General features: G+C 55.1%; 20 protein-coding genes and 1 riboswitch. Of the genes, 17 read left to right on the top strand and 3 right to left on the bottom strand.

Annotation, left to right across the window (positions count from 1 at the left end):
- Nucleotides 1-38 precede the first annotated feature (38 nt).
- Genes AB1I67_RS17530 through AB1I67_RS17470 form a run of 13 tightly spaced genes read left to right on the top strand, consistent with a single transcriptional unit; the run spans nucleotide 39 to nucleotide 14358 of the window.
- Nucleotides 39-896: a phage baseplate assembly protein V gene (locus AB1I67_RS17530; RefSeq protein WP_367032639.1), complete on the top strand. Its 858-nt coding sequence runs from the start codon at nucleotides 39-41 to the stop codon at nucleotides 894-896.
- 33 nt (nucleotides 897-929) lie between these two features.
- The gene (locus tag AB1I67_RS17525) at nucleotides 930-1343 is read left to right on the top strand and encodes a GPW/gp25 family protein (RefSeq protein ID WP_367031273.1); all 414 of its coding nucleotides are present in this window, start codon (nucleotides 930-932) and stop codon (nucleotides 1341-1343) included.
- 2 nt (nucleotides 1344-1345) lie between these two features.
- Nucleotides 1346-2563, top strand: coding sequence for a baseplate J/gp47 family protein (locus AB1I67_RS17520; protein WP_367031272.1), 1218 nt, complete (start codon nucleotides 1346-1348; stop codon nucleotides 2561-2563).
- Entirely contained in the window at nucleotides 2539-4353 is a 1815-nt protein-coding gene (locus tag AB1I67_RS17515; protein WP_367031271.1) for a baseplate J/gp47 family protein, read from the top strand. Before AB1I67_RS17520 ends, AB1I67_RS17515 begins: the two co-directional genes overlap by 25 nt.
- Nucleotides 4353-5399 carry a phage tail protein gene (locus AB1I67_RS17510; protein ID WP_367031270.1) on the top strand — a complete coding sequence of 349 codons (1047 nt, stop codon included), beginning with the start codon at nucleotides 4353-4355 and terminating at the stop codon, nucleotides 5397-5399. The genes AB1I67_RS17515 and AB1I67_RS17510 overlap by 1 nt, the downstream gene beginning before the upstream one ends.
- Entirely contained in the window at nucleotides 5396-6781 is a 1386-nt protein-coding gene (locus AB1I67_RS17505; protein ID WP_367031268.1) for a hypothetical protein, read from the top strand. Before AB1I67_RS17510 ends, AB1I67_RS17505 begins: the two co-directional genes overlap by 4 nt.
- A gap of 3 nt (nucleotides 6782-6784) precedes the next feature.
- Nucleotides 6785-8647, top strand: coding sequence for a hypothetical protein (locus AB1I67_RS17500; RefSeq protein ID WP_367031267.1), 1863 nt, complete (start codon nucleotides 6785-6787; stop codon nucleotides 8645-8647).
- A 4-nt stretch (nucleotides 8648-8651) separates the two neighbouring features.
- Nucleotides 8652-9269 (top strand): DUF4255 domain-containing protein, encoded by a 618-nt coding sequence (locus AB1I67_RS17495; RefSeq protein ID WP_367031266.1) that lies wholly within the window; start codon nucleotides 8652-8654, stop codon nucleotides 9267-9269.
- A gap of 13 nt (nucleotides 9270-9282) precedes the next feature.
- Nucleotides 9283-9618, top strand: a complete 336-nt coding sequence (locus AB1I67_RS17490) for a hypothetical protein (RefSeq protein WP_367031265.1) — start codon at nucleotides 9283-9285, stop codon at nucleotides 9616-9618.
- A gap of 1 nt (nucleotide 9619) precedes the next feature.
- Nucleotides 9620-12343 carry a methyl-accepting chemotaxis protein gene (locus AB1I67_RS17485; RefSeq protein WP_367031264.1) on the top strand — a complete coding sequence of 908 codons (2724 nt, stop codon included), beginning with the start codon at nucleotides 9620-9622 and terminating at the stop codon, nucleotides 12341-12343.
- Nucleotides 12344-12361: 18 nt separating this feature from the next.
- Nucleotides 12362-12616 (top strand): hypothetical protein, encoded by a 255-nt coding sequence (locus AB1I67_RS17480; RefSeq protein WP_367031263.1) that lies wholly within the window; start codon nucleotides 12362-12364, stop codon nucleotides 12614-12616.
- Nucleotides 12613-13968: an ATP-binding protein gene (locus AB1I67_RS17475; RefSeq protein WP_367031261.1), complete on the top strand. Its 1356-nt coding sequence runs from the start codon at nucleotides 12613-12615 to the stop codon at nucleotides 13966-13968. The genes AB1I67_RS17480 and AB1I67_RS17475 overlap by 4 nt, the downstream gene beginning before the upstream one ends.
- A gap of 3 nt (nucleotides 13969-13971) precedes the next feature.
- Nucleotides 13972-14358, top strand: coding sequence for a DUF4280 domain-containing protein (locus tag AB1I67_RS17470; RefSeq protein WP_367031259.1), 387 nt, complete (start codon nucleotides 13972-13974; stop codon nucleotides 14356-14358).
- 10 nt (nucleotides 14359-14368) lie between these two features.
- On the opposite strand, the gene AB1I67_RS17465 is transcribed toward AB1I67_RS17470, so the two are convergent.
- From AB1I67_RS17465 to AB1I67_RS17455, 3 genes are read right to left on the bottom strand one after another with little or no spacing between them, the layout of a single operon-like run.
- A complete protein-coding gene (locus tag AB1I67_RS17465) occupies nucleotides 14369-14644 on the bottom strand; it encodes a LysR family transcriptional regulator (RefSeq protein WP_367031258.1) in 276 nt (91 codons plus the stop codon).
- Entirely contained in the window at nucleotides 14645-15100 is a 456-nt protein-coding gene (locus tag AB1I67_RS17460; RefSeq protein ID WP_367031256.1) for a hypothetical protein, read from the bottom strand. It abuts the gene before it with no gap.
- Nucleotides 15070-15636, bottom strand: coding sequence for a LysR family transcriptional regulator (locus AB1I67_RS17455; RefSeq protein ID WP_367031255.1), 567 nt, complete (start codon nucleotides 15634-15636; stop codon nucleotides 15070-15072). Before AB1I67_RS17455 ends, AB1I67_RS17460 begins: the two co-directional genes overlap by 31 nt.
- A gap of 241 nt (nucleotides 15637-15877) precedes the next feature.
- On the opposite strand from AB1I67_RS17455, the gene AB1I67_RS17450 reads away from it, so the two are divergent.
- From AB1I67_RS17450 to AB1I67_RS17435, 4 genes are all read left to right on the top strand, one after another.
- On the top strand, nucleotides 15878-17179 hold the full coding sequence (locus AB1I67_RS17450) for an SLC13 family permease (RefSeq protein ID WP_367031253.1): 1302 nt from the start codon (nucleotides 15878-15880) through the stop codon (nucleotides 17177-17179).
- 20 nt (nucleotides 17180-17199) lie between these two features.
- The gene (locus AB1I67_RS17445; RefSeq protein WP_367031252.1) at nucleotides 17200-18090 is read left to right on the top strand and encodes an alpha/beta hydrolase; all 891 of its coding nucleotides are present in this window, start codon (nucleotides 17200-17202) and stop codon (nucleotides 18088-18090) included.
- Between the two features lie 67 nt (nucleotides 18091-18157).
- A riboswitch (THF riboswitch) is annotated at nucleotides 18158-18269 on the top strand.
- Nucleotides 18270-18330: 61 nt separating this feature from the next.
- Nucleotides 18331-18927 carry a folate family ECF transporter S component gene (locus tag AB1I67_RS17440; protein WP_367031250.1) on the top strand — a complete coding sequence of 199 codons (597 nt, stop codon included), beginning with the start codon at nucleotides 18331-18333 and terminating at the stop codon, nucleotides 18925-18927.
- A 1162-nt stretch (nucleotides 18928-20089) separates the two neighbouring features.
- The gene (locus AB1I67_RS17435; protein ID WP_367032637.1) at nucleotides 20090-20272 is read left to right on the top strand and encodes a GHKL domain-containing protein; all 183 of its coding nucleotides are present in this window, start codon (nucleotides 20090-20092) and stop codon (nucleotides 20270-20272) included.
- Nucleotides 20273-20308: the final 36 nt, after the last annotated feature.

The raw sequence follows: 20308 nt of genomic DNA, 5'->3' as shown, positions 1-20308 counted from the left end.
GCGGAGGAAACAGACAGGAGGTGCAGACCTTGGATGGCGTGGTTACGGGGATTGTAAAGAATAACTGGAGCGAGGATTTTCCAGGAAAGCTGATGGTGGAGTACACGCTGGGGGAAGCCGGAAAGATGGAGACCGGGTGGCTCCCGTTTATGACAGGATATGCAGGGCCGGGATACGGAGGCTATCAGATGCCGGAGATCGGGGCCGAGGTGGTGATCGGGTTTCACAGCGGAGATTCCCGCCGTCCGATCGTACTGGGCTGTCTGTGGAATCAGACAAATACGCCGCCGGAGCAGACTTCCAATGAGAAGAACAGCAAAAAGCTGTGGAGGAGCCGGGAGGGATATCAGGTGCTCCTAAACGAGGATGAGGACGCCCTGGAGCTTTCCTTTTCCGACCCGGCAGGGGAGCATACCATGACGCTGTCCTCAAAGGAGGATGGGCTTTTGACCTGGAATCTCAAGACAAAGACGGTCCTTCAGTTTGCAGGGGAGGATTTTCTCACCATAGAAAAAGGCATGATCACCATCGCAGGGCCGGTGACTGTGAAGGCGGAAAGCATTGGGTTTGAGACGGAAAAGGATATGACGGCTAAGGTGGAAGGTGCGGCAAAGCTTACGGTCTCCGGAGCGGTGACTGCGGCATCGGAGGATGCGGTGACGATCCAGGCGGGAAAGAACCTGGAGCTGAAGGGGAAAGGTGTATTGCTGAACCCGGATGACAAGACGGAGATCAAGGGCAGGAATGTGGAAGTGAAGCCCGGACAGGGTTATGCCTTAAAGACCAGCCAGGTGAAGCTGGAGGGTATGTCCCTGGAGATAAAAGCGTCTGCAAGCGGCAAGGTGGAGTCGGGTGGGATCCTTCAGGTGAAGGGGCAGATGCTGAAGCTGAACTGACGGGCAGGCTGATGGAATGGACAGGGTGGAAATATGGCGGAGTATAAGGGATTTCTCGGAAAGGGCCTGGCATTCCCGGTGGCGCCGGAACCGGCGACCGGGCGGCTCAGAGAACGGAGCGGTGAGGAGGATATCCGGGAAGCGGTCGGGATCATACTGGGTACCAGAAAAGGGGAGCGGGTCATGCGCCCGGAATTCGGATGCAGGATCCACGAGTATGTATTTGGGACCATGGATTATGATACCCTTCGCCAGATGGAAGGCGCCGTCACTGAGGCGCTGATCCTGTGGGAACCGAGGATCGAAGAGATCCAGGTCCGGGCAGATCCTGATCCGGACAGGGACGGGACCGTGCTCTTGACGGTAGCTTACAGGGTGCGGAGCACAAATAACCAGTACAATCTGGTGTTTCCATTTTATATGAGCGAGGGAGCCGGAGGTGTTTGACCATGGATGTGTCAGATCCATTGCGGGAGAGTGAAAAAATACTGGAGGAGATCAGGCAGCTGGCCCTGTCCTACACGCCGGACTGGAGGTTTGCAGAGGATCTAAAGGAACCGGGGAGCGTGATCGCAGCGCTTTTTGCCGGGCTGCTTGCAGAATCAGAGGCTTCGTTTGGACAGTTCCTTTTGAGAAACCGGGAAGAGTTTTTTAAGCTTTTGGGAATGTGCCCGAGGGAAGGGGAGCGGGCGTCAGGAGAAATGACCTTTGGCCTGGTAAAGCCGGATATGCCGGATGCGGTGGTGCCCGAGAAAACGGTGGTGCTGGCGGGAGGACCCAAAGGCCAGACAGCCTATGAACTGCTTGAGGCTGTTTATGTGGTGGGAAACCGGCCGGGCAGAGGCCGGGTGCGGGCGCTTCAGACCGGAAGCGGGGGCAATCTGCCGGAAGGGACCGGTTATAAGCTGGAACGCTCTGCCGGGTTTGTCTCAGAGATCGCAAACCCGCTGCCGCTGACGGGAGGCGCAGATCAGGAGACCCTGGAAACCGCCATAAAACGGTGCGGCGCAGCCCTGCGCCACCAGTACCGGGCGGTAACACCGGGGGATTACGAAAGCCTTGTGCGGGAGCTGTGCCAGGAGGTTGTGCGGGTCCGGTGCTTTCCGGGATATGACGGCGGCGGAGGCAGGTATCCGGGGGCGGTGACAGTGGCGGTCCTGCAGAAGGGCAGGATGGGTGAAAACCATTATTATTACGGAAAAACGGCGGAGATCCAGGCGTATCTATATGCGCACAGCGGAGCCATGGTGCGGGAAAACGGGCTTTTTGTGGTCCTGCCGGAATTTATCAGGATGGATGTCTCGGCGGAACTTTTGTGCCTGCCGGGAGTTGCGGGGAGCCAGGCTAAGCGGCTGGCGAAAGAGGCTCTGGAACATTTTCTGGACCCGGTGGACGGCGGTGTGATGGGAGAAGGCTGGAGCTTTGGCGGCCTGCCGTCCTACGGTCAGATAAAGACCTGTCTGCAGCAGGTCCCCGGGATATCTCAGCAGCGGCGCATTACGGTAGAGTGGAAATGGATGCGGGACGGCCAGTGGGAGGACGTGCTGCCCGGGGCGGCAAAAGAGATTCCCTGGACGCTTCCGGTGAGCGGACAGCACAGGCTTCGGGCGATACCGTTTCAGGAGGAAGGGGAGGATGGATCATGCAGACATGGAAGGATACCATAGACCGGCTCAGACTAAAGATCGCAGGTATGGATCCGGAGTGGAGTGATCATAACCTGCATGACCCGGGTATCACCATCCTGGAAATGCTTGTCTGGATGCAGCAGAACCAGCTGTACCACGGGGAACAGATCAGTGAGGAGCACCGAAGGAAGTATACGGAGCTTTTGGGGATCAGCCGCCGCAGGCGCTGTCCCGGAAAGACACTTGTCACGGTGAGGACAGAGAATGCCCTTTATCTGGAAGCGGGGACTGGATTTTATGCAGATACCATCCGGTTTGAGACCCGGGAAAGCCAGATGGTCCTGGAGGGAGTGTTTTTAAAGCTTGAGACTTTTTGCGGAGGATCCCGCACGGTGCTGGAAGGAAGCTGGATGGCGGAAGGCAGGGGGATCTGTCTTCTGCCCTTCGGGGCCTCTCCGGAGACCGGCGACTGCTTTGAGATAACTCTTAAGGAGTGTCTGAAGACCGACAGGAGACACCGCCTTTTTTTGAAAACAGGTCCGGCGCCGGATGCCCTGGAGTCTGCGCCGGGAAGGAAGAATCCCGTGGATGAAACGGCTTATGACGGACACGGCTACTATCCCCTGGCGGAAATCCGACTGGAGTATCTGACAGAGCAGGGCTGGAGGGCGGCAGATGTGGAGCGGGATGACACTTACGGGATGGTGCAGGACGGAAGTATCTGCTTTTTTCTGAGAATGCCCATGAAGCAGGGCGATCACCGGCTGCGGTTTCGTCTGGAGCGGTGCGATTATCTGTGGCCGCCCTGTATCACCAGAATCAGCCTGGCTATGGCGGAGGTATGGCAGCAGGAAACGGTAACGGAAGCCCTGGAATTTTTCGGGCGCGGGCTGCCGGGCCAGCAGTTTGACTGCGGGATGCGGGATCTGTGCTGCGAAAGCCTGACTGTGGAGACTTCCCTGGAGGAAGCTCCGGAGCGGATGACAGTCTGGAGGCAGGTGGAGGACTTCCATCATTCTTCCTGTGAGGACCGGCATTACCGGGTGAAGGACGGATGTATTCTGTTCGGGGATGGTTTTTGCGGCAGGATGCCGGAGGGACGCATCCGGGTCAGCGGCCGGGTCCGGACGCTTGGGAAGGCAGGCAATGTAAAGGCCGGGGCGATCACCTGTATGGAAGGGGAAAACCCGGTTCCGGTCATAAACGAGGATGAAGTGACCGGAGGGATGGACGAGGAAAGTCCGGATGATGTTTTCAAACGGTTCCTGTCCGGCACAGAGCGGAAAAAACGGGCGGTGCTGCCGGAGGATTATGAAGAGCTTGTGATGGGCATACCGGGGCTTTTAGTGGATTCCTGCGTGGTATTTGCAGGGGATGTTAAGAAACGTGAGCTTGTGGTAGTGGTAAAGCCCGCGGCACCGGACGGACAGGGGCAGTTAAATGAGGCGTACCGAAAGAACCTGTACCGGTATCTGGAAGAAAAGCGGATGCTGGGTACACGCCTTTTTGTCCGTTCTCCGGTATACTGCCCGGTGTCCATTGTATGCCGGTGCCTGGTTAAGCCTCAGTACCGGAATGCTGGAAAACTGGTGGAGGATTGGATACGGGAATGGATGGGAACGCGCGGCTTTGGGCAGGGGATTTCCTATGGAGAGCTGACCGGAGGACTGGAGGCGCTCCCCTGGGTTTTAGAGGTACATTCCTTAAGCATTGTAAGTGGACGGCAGGGCCGCCGCAATTCTAAGGGTGACCTTTTGCTTCCTCCGGATGGGCGGATGGTGTTTGTACAGGCTGAATGTCAGGTGATGAGCGGAATGGGGCAGGAATAATGGACTATTATCTTTTTAACAAGGAGCAGGACTACCGGCGCGGACAGTATGAGAATGTAGATTTTGATGAGAGAAGGCTGAAGCTTTTAAGAGCCGGGCAGCCGGGACGTTTTTTATCCAGGACCCTGGATTCCTGGGAGAAGGAGACCGTATGGCACCGTCTGCTGGTCCATTCGACAGTCGGAGGGAATATGGCGGTTGTCATAAGCGTCTATGCCACGGATTCCGAGGCGGCGAAGCTTATGACGGAGGAGCAGGCGGCGCGGCATATGAGCCTGGAGAGCCGTATGTCGGCCATGTCGGCCATGGAACAGCTCACCACAAGGAATCCGCAGGATCTGCTGCTGCACCAGGTGAAGGGCCGGTATCTCTGGATCGGCATGACGCTGTGGGGAGATGGCGCCCAGGGGCCGGAGGTATCCCTTGTGCAGATTTTTTTCCCCAGGGAGAGCTGGAACCAGTATCTCCCGGAGATCTATCAGACGGGGGAATCTGGATTCCTGGTCCGTTTTCTTGCGGTCTTCCAGACTTTATACGACAGGCTGGAGCGGGAGATACGCGGCAGCGCCCGGCTTTTAGACCTGCAGTCGGCTCCGCCGGAGAGCCTGCGTATCCTGGGGGACTGGCTGCACGTGGACAACAGCCATCTCTGGACGATAGAGCACCTGCGCCGGTATCTGGAGCGCGGGGCAGGAACTTATGAAAACCGGGGGACGGCAGCTGCGCTGGAGCGGAAGGTAGAGATATTCGCAGGGGAAAAACCTATGATCCAGGAGGGGATATGGGGAGAGCCGGCATACCGGTTCCGGATCTTTTTATCGGAGCAGGCGGTCCCGGACCAGAAAACCTATCTGGCTCTGGGGCGGATCATCCGGGAGGGAAAGCCTGCTGATATGGAGGCGGATCTCATTATCCTCAGGCCATGGACGGTGCTGGGACAGCATGTCTATCTGGGGGTAAACAGCTATTTAAATGACTATCAGGAGGCGGTCCTTGACGGACAGGCAATGATGGGGAGCGCCATGTTTGGAGGGAAGGACATATGAAGAATCTGACATATCTGCCGTTTATCCGTAATCGGTATTTTTATGGAAAGCTGCTGACTGCGGAGGATTTTTCGCAGGAACAGCAGTACGGGAACGATAAGCGGCGCATGATCAACCGGTGGCTGTTCGGCGCGGGGATCGTGTCGGGGCTGGAGGTGATCCGTGTGGATGACTACAGCATTTCCCTGGAAATGGGGCTGGCGCTCGATAACACCGGGCGGGAGATCGCGGTGGAGACGCCGGAGATCTTAAAGCTGTCTTCCCTGGAAGGCTACGAGGAGGCCACCATGGAGGAGGGGGAGGAGTCCCTGTACCTGTGCATCTCCTATGCGGAAGAACCGATAGAGCCGGTACAGAACGCGGCGAACCGGGCCGTGCACACGCTGGAGGAAGAGACCTGCAATAAGGTGCGGGAGGGCTATGCCCTGTACGTGACGGATGATGAGCCGGAGAGCGTGGACAGATGGGAGACAGGGATGGACGAACTGCGCTATGTTTATGACAGGGCGGAGCGCATCCATCAGGAAAAATACCGCCAGGGTATCTATCTGGCCAGGATCGGGCTGGTAAAGGCCGGAGAGTTCTACATGATAGACCGGGTGGAGCCGGTGCCCTTTGGGGAGTACATTTGCTGTCAGCCGCTTCTGGCGGGTCGCATCAGAGAACTGGCAGAGAGGCTGGACGATCTGGAAATGGCACGGCAGGAGGACAGGGCAGCTGGTAAAAATGCGGGCGGACTTAAAGAAAACAGCGGAAAAAGAAAAGATATGGAGGGAGACTGGCAGTTTGCCCAGGGAAGGGCAAAGCTTTCGTTTCCCGGCGGAGGACATGCGGGGGACATTGCATTTTCCCCTGAGATCGCCCATGGACTGGGACTGGGTGAGACGGAGATCATTTTGCATATAGAACAGGGCCAGTACCGTTTCGGAGGCGCGGCCGGTATCTTTGCAGACGCGCAGGGACAGCAGGAGGAATCCTTCCCGGAGGCGGCATACGCAGAATCCGCTTACCGCTTAAAACCATCGGACGGAACATTTGTGATCGCCGTGCGCCTGAAGGAAAAGTGGGCGTCCGATACGGTGGAAGTGGGATGGACGGCAATCCGGAAACGGAGCCGCAATGAATTTAAGGCGGGGGAGGGCAGGATATTCATAACGCCCCAGCTCCTCCACATCAAGGTGAGGGAGAGCGCAGGACTGCAGGCGGTATGCGTGAATATAGAAGATCCGGAGCTTTCCTGGAGCGTAGTGACGCCGGAGGGCGGAACGGTCGGGGAAGACGGCGTCTACCGTGCGCCCAACCGTCCGGGAGTTTATGAGATATGCCTGAGGAACCGGGATCCGGAAGTCCGGGCAAATGTGTTTGCGATCGTGAGGGAATAACCAATGATGTTTGAGGGACAGAACGCAGTTTATGAAGTCATACAGACTCTGCCGGAGACTGGCGGCAATCTCCATTACCGCTGCAGGCGGCAGGGGGAAGAGATGCTCTGCCATCTGGCAGGAGCGCCTCTTGGGGAGGATATCCTGTCCAGAGTCGCCGTATGGCAGGAGAATCCGGCGTTTGCGGATCTGATGGATTATCTTATCCTGGAGGACCGGATCTATCTGGTGTTCCCCGACCCGTCAGGTTCATCCCTCAAAGATATGCTGGAGACCATGACGCCTTTGCAACGGTTTTCGGCAGGACAGCAGGTGATGGAGCATTTTCTGATACAGGATATGCCCCTCTGCCTTCAGTGGGGATTAGCATGCCCGGAAGCTGTCTATGTGGATGCGGATGCGGGTAAGCCTGGTTTTTTTTATCTGCTGGAATCTGTGGCGGAATATGGGACGGTCACGGCCAAAACGGCGGTGGGGCGTCTGTTTGAACTGCTGGAAGTGCTGTTTTCCGGGGAGATATGTGATACCTGTCCAGAGGCGGCTGCGTTTCTGGAGCAGGGAAATACGCGGGAACCATTGGACCTGATGACAATCTACACGGAGTACTTAGGGCTGCTTCCGGCCTTTAGCCGTATCCAGAATGGGCCGGGCGAGGAGGCAAAAGAAAAGGAAACGTTGTTAGCGCACCTGAAAAAGCTGTGGAAAAAGTGGAGTAAGATCCTGCTTTCTGGAGTGAAGGTGGCTCTCGGCGTGATGACACTCTGCGCGGCTCTGATTCTGCTGCCTCAGGTATGGGAGGAAAAGATCAGTCCGGTCCTTGACGGTATGATGCTCTGGAAACAGGTGTATGTGGACGGGGAAACGCTGCCGCTTTCGGAAGCAGGGGTCTCCACGGAGGAAGCCGGCGGAGCGGAAAACGGCGGGGCAGAAAATGACGGGGCGGGAACCGGCGGAGAAGATGCAGCCGGGCGGAAAACTCTATACTGGGAAAATGGAAGCATCCGCTATCAGGGCGGTATGCTGGACGATCAATATGAGGGGGCAGGCACGCTTTATTATGCGGACGGTTCGGTGGAGTACCAGGGGACATTTTCTTTTGGAAAAAGGAATGGGGAGGGGACTTCTTACACGGACACCGGACTGCTCTTATACGAAGGACAGTTCAGCAACGACCGCTATGAGGGAGAGGGGCGGCTCTATGATAAGGAATACGGCTCCCTTCTCTATGAGGGCGGATTTCAGAGCGGCAAGTACAGCGGGGAAGGGACCCTCTACCAGCCCCTTTCTGACTTCCCGCTCTACGTAGGCGGGTTCCGTCTGGGGCATTACGACGGAAAGGGACTGCAGTACGATGAGAACGGCTGTATGCTGTATGAGGGGGATTTCCTCCTGGGGGTCTATCATGGCAATGGGACCATCTATGATCCGGAAACCGGCGGGGTACTGTTTGCCGGAGCATTCCGGAATGGGATGCCGGTGCTGACGGATGGGCTGGGAGAAGGGGAGCTGCCTCCGGGTGAATTGGGCGGGGAGGCGCTGCTGCCAGAAGAACTGGGCGAGCCGGGCCTGTTGCCGGGCGAACCGGGCGAAGGAGAACTGCCGCAGGGAAAACCGGGCGAAGGGGAGTCACTGTCAGGCGGAACAGGGGAGAATACACCGCTGCAAAGCGAAACTGGAATGGGGACAGATGAGGCAGCCAACGTAGAACAGCTGCCGGAACTGCCGGGAATGGAGACGCCGGATGGGAAATCCCCGGTGATCGGTCCGGTGGGTGATAGAAGCCAGTTTTCAGACGATGGCCCCGGCGCGCCGCGAAAGGAAGATAACAACGCAGAGACAGCTGGTCTATTGCCGGAAAGGAGCTAATACAATGGAGAGAAAAATACCCTGGTGGTTTAAGCGGACGGAAGATCCGGGACGGGATACCCTGCGTGGGGACCATACTGCCAGCGCTTCTGTCAGCAATGGGATACTGCAGCTGTTGAGGCAGCACATGGTCCCTGACGTGATCGGTTCCCGCGAGGAGATCGGGCTCTGCACGCCGGAAGCACATGGAGATCTGGCGCTCGGCCTTTGCCTGTACGATATCCGGGAAAATGACGAGATGCGAATCAACGGGATGATCCCGGTGGATGAGGATCATCAGCAGTTTCCGCCGATGTATTTAAATCTTTATTATATGCTCACGGCATATTCTTCCATTGACATCCGTTACCGGGAGGAAGAAAACCACCGGATCCTCACAAGGGCTATGCAGGTGCTTCATGATCACCCCCTGCTGGACGGCAGTACGCTCCGTCCGGTCACGTCCTCTTCTCCAGACACCCTGCATATCCAGTATCAGAATCTGACCATGCAGGAAAAGCTGGAGATATGGCAGGGGAGGAAGCAGGAATGCAGGCTTTCCCTCTACTACTGCGTGGCTCCGGTGAGGCTGGATTCTACCGTCACAAAGAAGATCACCCGGGTGAAAGAGATCTGGACTTGACAGGAGGCGGAAGATGGAGCAGATTCAGAAAAATGACCGCTTCCATGTGCGGAGAGCGGCGGTGGCGGTGCTGCCTATAGACGGATACACGGGGGAACCGGTGAAAGCCCCGCTGCTGTCAGCTCTGCGTGTGACCATATCCGATGGGGCGGTCCCCGTAAGAAAAGCAGAGGGCATATGGGTGTTCTGGGATAATGGGACGCGCCTCAGGACTGTGACGGTGCAAAGTCCCTGGTTTGATCAGGAGGACATACAGCTGGATATGGAGGAGTGGGGAAGCCGGGAACAGCTGGTACTGGAGCTGTGGCTGCATCCGGGACCGGCATATCCCTATCCAGCGGAGGAATGATATGGAGAGAAAACGGCAGATACGGTGGATTGCGGCGGCAGTGTTCTTTTTATGTGCACTGCTTGTTTTGGACTGGCGGCAGGCGCATTTTACGATCAATGGGGTCAGTGACATGGTGTGCACGGATGACGCGGTCTATCTGATCGATAACCATGGTAAATACTATCACATGGTCCGTCTGGACAAAGAGGGACGGATGACAGGGCTGATACGCAGACCGAAGCTTTCCGGAATGTGGTGGAATGTCTATGATGACATCAATGTGGATACAGATGGGACCGTATATGTCTACGAATACGCCAAGACCATGGATAAAAGCGAGCCCAGCTCCATCGTTTACCGCTGTGATTTTGAACATTCCAGACTGGAGAAGGCGTGGGAGCTTCCGGCGAAAAAAATGCTTAAGGTGCAGGTTATGGATGGAGTGGTCTGCTTTCCTGCTGCCTTAGAGGAGGAGACGACCGGAATCTATAAGATGGAACCGGAAGGAGAACCGGTGCTCTGCGCGTCGGTCCCGGTCCCGTATGACCATATGGTGGATATTTTTTATAAGCCGGGACAGGGCGTTATCTGCACCGACTGGAACGGACGTTTTTTCCTGGACGATAAAGAGCTGTTGGGGGACGTCCGTGCGGCGCGGGATTATGTGCACGTGACGGCAGGTGAGTCCGGCATCACGTTCACAGATCTGAAAGATGGCTGGGTGAAGCGGCTGGGCTGGGATATGGGAGAGCCGGAGCGGCTGCTGCCGGTGGATCAGATCCGTCTGCTTGATCCGGGGCGGCAGGTGGAGGATATCTTTCCATTTCATCATGAGGAGGACGGGTCCTTCTGTGCAGGGATCGACAGGAGTACCGGGAGCCGTGCAGCGGGTGAGTTCGGTCCGGACGGAGCAGAGTTTCGGGAACTGGAAAGGGTTACATTTGCCTGGGATATCCGGTTGTTGAGAGGCGTCCGGTCGGCTGCGCTCCTGGCTCTTTTCATGGGTGCAGGCTGGACGGTGTGTGCAGTGTTTTTGAGGAGGAGCGGCGGTCTGGTGCCTGTGGTCATCAAGCTGCTGGGAATCCTGGTGCCGGTATTTGCCCTTGCAGGCGTTATGATGAGTCACAGCATAGAGGTATCACTGCGGGAACGGATCGTCCGGATGAACCATGATCTGATGTTCGTTATGGCGGACCGCATTCTGTCGCCTGCCGGCATGGAACAGCTGGGAAAGATTGACAGGAGCCTGGGCGCGGAGGACCCTGTATACCAGGAGCTGTGGGGAGAGGGCAGCAAAAGCAGCTTAAGCCGGGAGATCTTCAATGTGTCAGATGATGAGATCGAGCCGGTGATCGTCAATACCTACCAGTGGATCTTTATGCTGGAACAGGGAGACTACCGGTATCTGAAGGTGGAAGGAAAGCATCATTTCGGCAGCAGGGTCCGGTACGAACGGGACAGGCTGGAGATGGAAAAGATTGCAGAGGCGGCCTCCCGCGGCGTGATCATCAAGACAGAGTACAATGACTTTACCGGTGATTTTATCGCCCTGTATATTCCTGTGAAAAATGAAGCCGGAGAGGTGACCGGAGTGATGGAGAGCGGGGTGAATATGCGCGTCGTGCTCTATGAGGTAGAAAAGCAGATGAGGCAGATCCGGTTTTTGCTGCTGGTGCTGATGCTCCTTCTGTGCACGGTGCTCTGCGCGGTATTAAGCATCTGCCTGTCACCCATACGGACCTTAAAAACCGTGATGGAGGATGTGAGCGCAGGGAATCTGGGGCGCACGGTGCAGGTGCGCGGCAGGGACGAGGTGGCTCAGATCGCCGGTGCATTCAACCGGATGTCGCTCCAACTGACGGAGCAGGTTGCATTTATCCGGCTCTGCTCGGACCGGTATGCGGCATTTGTACCAAAGCAGGTGCTCACGATCTTAAAGCGTGCAGACATCACAAAACTGCATCTGGGGGATCAGGAGGAAACCCTGGCAGCCGTGCTGGAGGTGGGGAGCGGCCCCTTCCGCCAGAGCGCCCGCACCATGGATGGGGATACGCTCTACCGGCTGATCAATGACAGCCTGGCGGAGATGATCCCGATCGTGGCGGAGAGCGGCGGCGTGGTGGATCACATGAAGGAGGATGGGCTTACAGTCTATTATCCGGAAGGCGCGGATGCGGCTCTAAAAGCGGCTGTTTCCATCTGCCAGCATTTGAACTTTTTAAGAGAAAAGGACAGCAGTCTTCCCCAGTACACGGCTGCTCTTAACTATGGTCCGGTGAGGGTGGGGATTGTCGGAGGGCAGGAACGGATGGCGGCGACCACCATTTCAGAGATCATGACTATGGCTGGTTTTTACAGTACGGTGGCGGAAAAATACGGGTGCAGGATCCTGGTGACGGGAAGCCTCGCGGGGCAGGTGCCAGGTTTTTTATCCTCCTATCATGTGCGCAGACTGGGGTATGTCTATATAAAAACTACCGGGATGCTGGAGACAGTATATGATGTCTATGACGGGGATGAACGGTCTTCCTTTGACAAAAAAGAGCAGACCGGGGAGTTGTTTGCGGAAGCGCTAAAAGACTACCTTGCACAGCGTTATTATGAAGCCAGGCTGAAATTTGCAAAGGTCCTCCGGCTGAGTCCGAAGGACAGGGCAGCGAGGGAGTATGTTTTCCGGTGCGACGCTTATTACCGGTCGGGAGAGACGCAGGAAATGACAGCATGGCTGGAGCAGTACGGATAAAAGTGACGGAGGGACTGTATGGGATTTTATGAAGCGTTTTTTAACCCGGAAGACACGGACCGCCCTTACGGCTCGGAAAAAGAGGCGGTGGCAGAGGTTCTGGCGCTTGTTGACGTATTCTTAAATATTGCGGCGTGGGGACGGGATGAGGTGCAGGAACGGCTGGATATGCGCGGAGTAGTCATTACCCCACAGGAATTTCGCATGGCGCTGGAGGACCGTATGTTTAAAAATGAGGAGGAACTGGGCAGCTCCGACAGTTTGAGGAAATGAGCCGGGCAGAGACCAGACAGGCATGGAAGCATGTGGAGGGAAGGCTGCGCAGGAGCCGGGAGGCGGGAAAAGAACCAGGGATCGGTGCGCTGGCGAGTAAAAACGGCCTGGACAGGCAGGAGACCTTCTGTTTCTATCTTGCTGCTGCGGTGGAATATGACCGGAAATATGAGCGGATATACGGGTATCTTCAGGATAATGTGGCGGCAAAGCTGCCCACGGTGGGGCTGGGGCTTTCCCTTACGGCAATGCTTGAGGCAGCGATGACCGGAACCGGGAAACCGGCGGCAATAGAACAGGCAATGCCTGAAACCGGGAAACCGGCGGCTGCAGAGCAGGGGGAAGGCATGTATGGGAGATTCATGAACCGGGAGAAAAGCCCCCTCTGGCAGGTTCTGCTTGCGGAGTCATCCGGGGAGGAGAACGCATCCCGTCTGTCCTGTCCCATGCGGCTTAAGCAGCCGGTACTGGAGGTTCTTATGGGGAGCAGCACAGTGGATGAGTTTGTAAGCAGGCAAAAGCAGGAGCTTCCCAAAAGACAGGGGAGCCTGGGAGGCTGCGCATTTCCGGTGCGCCTGGGGTATGAGTGGGAAGACCTGGTTCTGGAGGCCCCGCAAAAAGATCTGCTGCGCCATATCTGCGACCGGGTCCATTACCGCAGGGTAGTCATGGAGGACTGGGGATTTGCACGGAAATCCCTTTATGGAAATGGGATCTCCGCTGTTTTTTACGGATCTCCCGGAACGGGAAAGACCATGGCTGCCCAGGTCCTTGCCGGTGAGCTGGGACTGGAGCTCTACAAGATCGACCTGTCGCAGCTAGTCAGCAAATATATCGGTGAGACGGAGAAAAACCTGGGGGAAGTATTTGACGAGGCGCGCAGGCGGAATATCATCCTGTTTTTTGATGAAGCTGACGCGCTGTTTGCCAGACGCTCTGAGGTCGGCAGCTCCAATGACCGGTACGCCAATATGGAAACCGGATATCTGCTTCAGAAGCTGGAGGAATATGAAGGGGTCACGATCCTGGCGACCAACTTCATCAATAATTTGGACGACGCCTTCAAGCGCCGGATCCGTTTCTTCGTCAGGTTCCCATTCCCGGACCCGGACATGAGGCTGCGGCTCTGGAAAAAGATGATACCGGAGCAGGCCAGGATAGAAGAAAAGCTTGAGCTGGAGCGGTGGGCCGGCAAATTTGAGCTGACCGGCAGCGATATCCGGGAGATTGTCACGTCGTCGGCTTATCTGGCTGCGGCAGACGGTCGGGGGATCCGGAATGAAGATGTGCTGGAAGCCCTGCGCCTCTACTACCGGAAGCTGGGAAAACGGATGACAAAGGAGGAACTGTAGGATATGGGAATGTGTGTGTGCGGGGGTGCAGTCCTCCAGTGTTCCTTTGGGGCCGCTCCGTCGGTCCTCAATGTGCTGCCTGCGGCCAGGGTGATGAGTTCCATGGCGCTGGCGTCCATCATGGACAATCTGCCCATGTCCAATATCCTGCCTTTCGTGATGTGCAGCAGCCCGGCAAATCCCATGGTGGCGGCGGCAACAGCGGCGGCGCTGGGCGTTTTGACCCCGATGCCCTGCCTTCCTGTCATACCGGCTCCCTGGACACCCGGCGCCCCGACCGTGCTCGTGGGAGGAAAACCGGCGCTGACCTCAGATTCCACGCTGATGTGTGCTTACGGCGGCGTGATCAAGGTGAATTTTCCGGGGACGGTGAATATCATGACCGGATGAGCGTCCATGTTCAGCCAGGCAGGTTCTGCTTCAACTGCTCAATACGCTTTAAGGTTTCCTGTTCGATCTGCAGCATCCGTCTGGCTGTAGTCAGGAAAACTTCCCCCTGCCTGGTTGGGATCACAGCGCCCTTTGTTTTTTCAAACAGCGTAACGCCAAGCTGGCTTTCCAGATTTTTAATATGCTGGCTCAAGGCAGGCTGGGAAACATAACACTGCTTCGCCGCATTTGTAATATTCTTCTGCTCTGCAACTGCAATCATATATTCATAAATCTTAGTATTCATTTAGACAGCTCCATTCAAATGTTCTGATATATGATCAAGAAACTGCTGGCCCAGCCCGTTGATTGATAACATATCCGGAGTATCCTTGCGCGCCTGCAAATATTCCAGATAATACAGGTACTGCTCCGCCTCCGTTGGCTGGTGGTCTTCTGAAAATATCATCCCACTGTACAAATAGACCGGATCTGGAAGATGAAAATAGCGGATGTCGGCATCGTTTATGCTGGCGTTTAAAAGCTGGAAGCCGGCATAGCTCCCGGAGGAGAGCAGTGAGGTAATGGCGATGGCATTGCCGGTCCGAAGCAGGGTGGGCGGGGAAAAACCATAGCGCCGGCATACCTGGTCGGCGACCTGGCCAGCCACTGAGGTGGAATCGAACCGGACAAACAGCACATCATTGAGGGAGGCAAGCTGTCCGGCTGAAATTACGGCAGGGCTATTCCTGTTTGAAGACAAGCCCCTGCAGAAGGGATGGTAGCTGGGGAGCACGAGCAGGACTCTGTCCGGATCAGGGTGGCGATCCTGGTCTGCGGCATCAGGTCAGGGGAATAGAGATTGATGACGGCGGATAATTTCTTCTTACGGAGCTTTTCTAACAGGTCGGAAGCGCTGCTCTCTGTTATGGAAAGATCCAGGGTGGGGTAGCGGCTTAAGAGGCCGGGATAAAAAGAGGCCAGCTCCCGTCCGCCCCGGTAGGGCGACATGCCGATGTGAAGCTTAAAGGTCTCGATCCCCTTTAAAGTATTCAGGGAGCGGAGCATCTGGGTCTGAAGCTCCCTCATCCTGGTGACGCCGCTCCGGTAGATCTCACCTGCTTCTGTGGTACGGAAAACAAGGCCGTCCCGGTAAAAGAGAGGGACGCCCAATTGATCTTCCAGGCCAGAGATATAACGGCTGAGTACCGGTTGGGAGACGCCCAGATAGCGTGCTGCCAGAGAGAGGTTCCCGATCTCGGCGATGGATATAAAATAATCAAAATGTTTTGTGTTCATAAAAGCTGCCCCGGTAAAATCTCATTTATATGGAATCCACTATATCATGAGATGGAAAATAAAGTCAATGTGATTATGCTTTTTACTTATGACAAATATGTTGTATAAATATTGGAAAGACAGAATATGTCTGTGATATTATGGAATTACAAACAGATATCCTACATTTATCGCGCGGAGATGCAGAATATTAAATTCTATTTACTTATACTAACAGATTTACGAAGGAGGATTTCATATCATGGGTAATTATCAGATGGCGATCGTATTGGCAGTGCTGGTATTTATGATCGTATCATTTTTGCTCCACAGATTTTCTTATGGTCTGACTGCAATGACCTGCGTGGTGGCGCTGGTGCTGACCGGTGTGATCGATGTAAAAACGGCCTATTCCGGATTCGCGCATACGACGACGGTCCTCGTGGCAACGATGATGGTTGTGGCAGGGGCCATTGGAAAGACAAGCCTGGCTGAGCGCGTCCGCAAAAAAATGGCTGTCATCCAGGGAAAAAACGGCTTTATGCTGGTTTTGCTGATGGCTCTTTTTACGATCGTTTTGACACAGCTTATGGGGCAGACAGCGGTTATGGCAATCATGCTGCTGATCATCCAGACGCTGGATGATGACAGCGAAATGTGCCAGTCCAGAATGATCATGCTGATACCGGCGATCATCTGTGCGTGGTTCGGACGTTTCCCGGTGGGAATGGGCGCGGCCCTTCCGCTCTCTACCAATGCTTATTATGAGGGGCTGGTAGGAGGGCACAGCGAGTACCTTTTGGGGATGCTCGATATCTTTAAGGTCGGTATCATCCCTTCGATCGCTCTGACTGTTTACAGCCTGTTTGCCTGGAGGCTGATCCCCAGGCAGCAGATCAATGCCTCAGCAGTCGATACGGGAGCGGCGGACAGCCGGCAGGGCGCTTCGGTGTCCGGAAGAAAAGAGATCATCATCGTGGCTGTATTCCTTGCCGTTATGCTTGGTTTTGTATTCTCAAAGCAGTTGGGCAACCTGATCTATGTGATTCCGGCTGTGGGCGTTCTGGTGCTGATCTATACCGGAGTTATCACCACAAGGGAGGCGATCAATACGCTGACCGGCGATATGATCTGGATGGTGGCAGGCGTGCTGGTGATCTCAAGCGCCTTAAGCTCCTCCGGCGCAGGTGAATTTGTTGGAAATCTGGTGCTCCGGATGATGGGGGAGAATCCAAGCAGCCTGGTGGTGATCACGGTATTCTGTATCACAACGGTCATCATGACGACGTTTCTTTCCAACAACGGGACCACGGCGGTCATGGTGCCGATCGCAGCCAGCACGGCGTTGGCAGGCGGAATGAACCCCAAGGCAATCGTGCTGGTGGTATTCTGTTCTTCCTGCCTGGCGATCGCGTTTCCTACCGGATGCGCGGCGGCCACCATGGGCTTTGCCATCGGCAACCACAATCCGATCAAGGTCCTTAAATTCACCATACCGTATCTGCTGATCGGCATGGTCACCCTGATCTTAAGTGCAAATCTGTTCTTTCCGGTATACGGATAGAGCAGGGAGAGGAGATAAAAATGAGTTTGACAGCAGAAGAAAAGATGAATTTAGAGGAGATCCTGAAACGTACAGGCGCCCACCGGGAGGCCGGGGAAGCAGAGAAAAGAGTGCCGGATGCTTATGCGGCATATCAGGAGCAGGTAACGCGGCAGGAAGTACTGCTTGAGGTTTTGGGTGCGGCAGTGCCGGTGAGATGTGTGATCTCTGCGGCGAAGGACCTAAAACCGGGCTGCCCGGTCCATGTGAATATGCATGGCGGAGGATTTATCCACCTTCAGGATGGGGATGATGACCTGTACTGCGCCCATGTGGCGGCAAGGATCCATGGGGTGGTGGTGGATATCGACTATGCCGGTTCCAGAGAATACCCATATCCTATGGCGTTTGACCAGAGCTATGGGGTGATGCGCTGGGTCTATGACCACTGCAACGACTGGGGGGCAGATCCGGAAAAAGTATCCATGGGAGGCCACAGCGCCGGTGGATGCCTGGTGGCAGCGATTGCCTTAAAAGCGGCAAAAACAGGCGATTTTAAGCCCTGTCTCCAGATCCTGGACTATGCTGCCCTTGACAATTATGCGGCGTTTGAGGAAGGCGGAAGTGAGCGGTCCAGGGCATTTTCCACATATTACTGTGACGGCAGCCTGGAACTTTTAAAGGATCCATATGTATCCCCCGCCTATGCGTCTGAAGATATGATGGGCGGACAGCCCCGGGCGCTGATGATCAATGCGCAGAACTGCCCCTTCTGCCAGATCAATGAAGAATACGGAAGGCGGCTGATTGCAGCAGGCTGCGAGGTAAAGATGAAGCGTTTTTTAAACAGCCGTCACGGCTTTACGGTCCGTATGGTGGACGAATGGGAGGAAGCCCAGGAGCTTATTATCCGGGAGATCCTCTGCGGATGAAACTCAAAATACACTTTACATCTGCAGAAAATGTGATATACTGTACCACGTACAATAAAATAAGAAAAGCAGAGTAGGTTTGTGTGCGTCAAGTGCCAGCCGGACAGGGAGTTGCCGGCAGGACGAAAAGGGATGGAGTGCTTTCATCCCTTGCGGTACACAGACCGCATCCCGCTGCGAAGTGGATAGATATTTTATCTCCTTTGTAGTTCGAGAGGTCTGCAAAGGAGGTAATTTTTTATGAAGAAATTAGCAACTTTGTTCACCGATTCGTATCATGAATTCCGGCATGTAAGGACGATCACCACAGCGGCCATGTTCGGCGCCCTGTCCATTGTGCTTGGGTATTTTACGATCGTTATAGGTGACTACATCAAGATCGGATTTTCCAGTATCTCCAATCAGTTTGTGTACTACCTGTTTGGCCCGGTGGTGGGCGGCTTCTTCGGCGGAGCGCTGGATATCTTAAAGTATTTGATCAAGCCCACCGGCCCATATTTTCCAGGACTGACCCTGGTGCCGGTTCTGGCAGGCGTGATCTATGGGAGCTTTTTCTATAAGAGGCCCATCAGTCTTGTGCGGGTGCTGGCGGCAGAGCTTACGGTGTCCATGGTCTGCAATATGCTGCTCACCACAGCATGTTTGAGCGTCCTGTACGGAAAAGCCTTCACGGCCCTTCTGCCCATGCGGATATTTAAAAACCTGATCATGTGGCCGGTGAACTCCCTTTTGTTCTATACGATCGGAAAGACGCTGGAGGCTTCGGGGATCTTCCGTGTGTTAAGGACTCCGGTGGAGATAAGAAGGGCGCCGGTTACAAAAACAGATATAAAATAACAATAGGATAAATCACAAGAAAGCAAAGGGAGGATCCTGCCATGTTCACAGTTGACTTTTACAGCGCTGTCAGCTCTGTCATCACGATCCCCCTCTGCTTTCTTTTTGTGGCGATCCTTACCTTTGAGTGGCGGTTTCCGGCCAGGACCATGCGGACCCTGATATCTGTTTTTATCATATTTTTGACGGCAGTGGGTCTTGCCTGGTTTGCAGTCTGCGGCGTCAATAAGACCACAAAGCTTTACTTTGCTGTCTTTGAAACGCTTTCCATTATCGTGGTCAATATTTTTATTTCAAAAAAACCGGTGATCCATCTGCTGTCTACAGGTACCACCGCCTGGATCTTTGCGCTGATCAGCGATGCGGTCTGCGGCACGATCGTCCCGGAGGCAGGGCTTGCCCATGTTCTGGTGAAGGTGGCGTCCTTCCTTGTGATTGCCTTTTTTCTGCTGTTCTTTTTCCGTCGGCCGCTGCTGGAGGTCCAGCGGGGAGTACAGCGTGAAAAATGGCTGTGGATGATGATTGTGCCGCTGGTGATGTGCGTGACCTTTTTTTACGTGGTACAGATGCAGGGGCCGGTGTATGAAAATACTGCGTTCCGTCCGGTGGTGCTTGCCCTGTGTTTTTACGCGGTCAGTGTTTATGTGTTTTTCTATTTTACGCTGCGCAGCCTGCACCGGCAGTATCAGATGCAGTCAGAGGCAGCAGTGATGCAGGTGCATCTCTCGTCCCTTAAAAAGCATGCAGAGACCATGAAGACCATGAGCGACCAGCTCCATATCATCCGGCATGACCTGCGCCACTATGTCCACATACAGACCGTATGTCTGGAAAATGGAGACTTGGACGGGATGAGAGAAGCGCTCGCTTCCGCGTCAAAATATATTCAGAACCCGGGGACTGGCCATATGCTGTGTCAGTATACCGGTCACAGCCTTATTGACGCTGTTCTTTCGTATTATGCGGACTGTGCAGAAACGGAGGGGATTGCATTTAAAGCAGGGCTGCATCTGCCGGCAGAACTGGGAGATATTTCAGAATTGGCTGTCCTGCTGTCCAATGCCGTGGAAAATGCGTATCACGCCTGCTGCGCTATGGATCCCGGTTCCGTGCGTGAGATAAAGATCACTGGAGGAGTGAAAGGGCAGCAGCTTTTCTTGAGATCGGCAATACCTACTGCGGTGAGGTACACTTTGACGAACGTGGATATCCGGTTGCGCAGCAGGAGGGACATGGCTACGGGACACAGAGTATTACCGCCTATGCGGAGAAAAGCGGAGCAGTGCTTGATTATGAAGCGGAAGACGGATGGTTCCGGCTCCGGTTCCTGACAGCGTTGTCTTAGAAGAAGGGTTTTTGTACATAGAAAGGCCAGAACCAT

This window comes from Clostridium sp. AN503 (assembly GCF_040719375.1).
Taxonomy (GTDB): domain Bacteria; phylum Bacillota; class Clostridia; order Lachnospirales; family Lachnospiraceae; genus Brotaphodocola.
The sequence above is the reverse complement of the archived record's forward strand: the minus strand, read 5'-3'. Positions and strand labels throughout refer to the sequence as shown.

Excerpts from the sequence above, each read along its gene's own strand:
- AB1I67_RS17525 (WP_367031273.1), top strand. The coding sequence starts at position 930 with ATGGCGGAGTATAAGGGATTTCTCGGAAAGGGCCTGGCATTCCCGGTG.
- AB1I67_RS17520 (WP_367031272.1), top strand. The coding sequence starts at position 1,346 with ATGGATGTGTCAGATCCATTGCGGGAGAGTGAAAAAATACTGGAGGAG.
- AB1I67_RS17515 (WP_367031271.1), top strand. The coding sequence starts at position 2,539 with ATGCAGACATGGAAGGATACCATAGACCGGCTCAGACTAAAGATCGCA.
- AB1I67_RS17510 (WP_367031270.1), top strand. The coding sequence starts at position 4,353 with ATGGACTATTATCTTTTTAACAAGGAGCAGGACTACCGGCGCGGACAG.
- AB1I67_RS17505 (WP_367031268.1), top strand. The coding sequence starts at position 5,396 with ATGAAGAATCTGACATATCTGCCGTTTATCCGTAATCGGTATTTTTAT.
- AB1I67_RS17500 (WP_367031267.1), top strand. The coding sequence starts at position 6,785 with ATGATGTTTGAGGGACAGAACGCAGTTTATGAAGTCATACAGACTCTG.
- AB1I67_RS17495 (WP_367031266.1), top strand. The coding sequence starts at position 8,652 with ATGGAGAGAAAAATACCCTGGTGGTTTAAGCGGACGGAAGATCCGGGA.
- AB1I67_RS17490 (WP_367031265.1), top strand. The coding sequence starts at position 9,283 with ATGGAGCAGATTCAGAAAAATGACCGCTTCCATGTGCGGAGAGCGGCG.
- AB1I67_RS17485 (WP_367031264.1), top strand. The coding sequence starts at position 9,620 with ATGGAGAGAAAACGGCAGATACGGTGGATTGCGGCGGCAGTGTTCTTT.
- AB1I67_RS17480 (WP_367031263.1), top strand. The coding sequence starts at position 12,362 with ATGGGATTTTATGAAGCGTTTTTTAACCCGGAAGACACGGACCGCCCT.
- AB1I67_RS17475 (WP_367031261.1), top strand. The coding sequence starts at position 12,613 with ATGAGCCGGGCAGAGACCAGACAGGCATGGAAGCATGTGGAGGGAAGG.
- AB1I67_RS17470 (WP_367031259.1), top strand. The coding sequence starts at position 13,972 with ATGGGAATGTGTGTGTGCGGGGGTGCAGTCCTCCAGTGTTCCTTTGGG.
- AB1I67_RS17465 (WP_367031258.1), bottom strand. The coding sequence starts at position 14,644 with ATGAATACTAAGATTTATGAATATATGATTGCAGTTGCAGAGCAGAAG.
- AB1I67_RS17455 (WP_367031255.1), bottom strand. The coding sequence starts at position 15,636 with ATGAACACAAAACATTTTGATTATTTTATATCCATCGCCGAGATCGGG.
- AB1I67_RS17450 (WP_367031253.1), top strand. The coding sequence starts at position 15,878 with ATGGGTAATTATCAGATGGCGATCGTATTGGCAGTGCTGGTATTTATG.
- AB1I67_RS17445 (WP_367031252.1), top strand. The coding sequence starts at position 17,200 with ATGAGTTTGACAGCAGAAGAAAAGATGAATTTAGAGGAGATCCTGAAA.
- AB1I67_RS17440 (WP_367031250.1), top strand. The coding sequence starts at position 18,331 with ATGAAGAAATTAGCAACTTTGTTCACCGATTCGTATCATGAATTCCGG.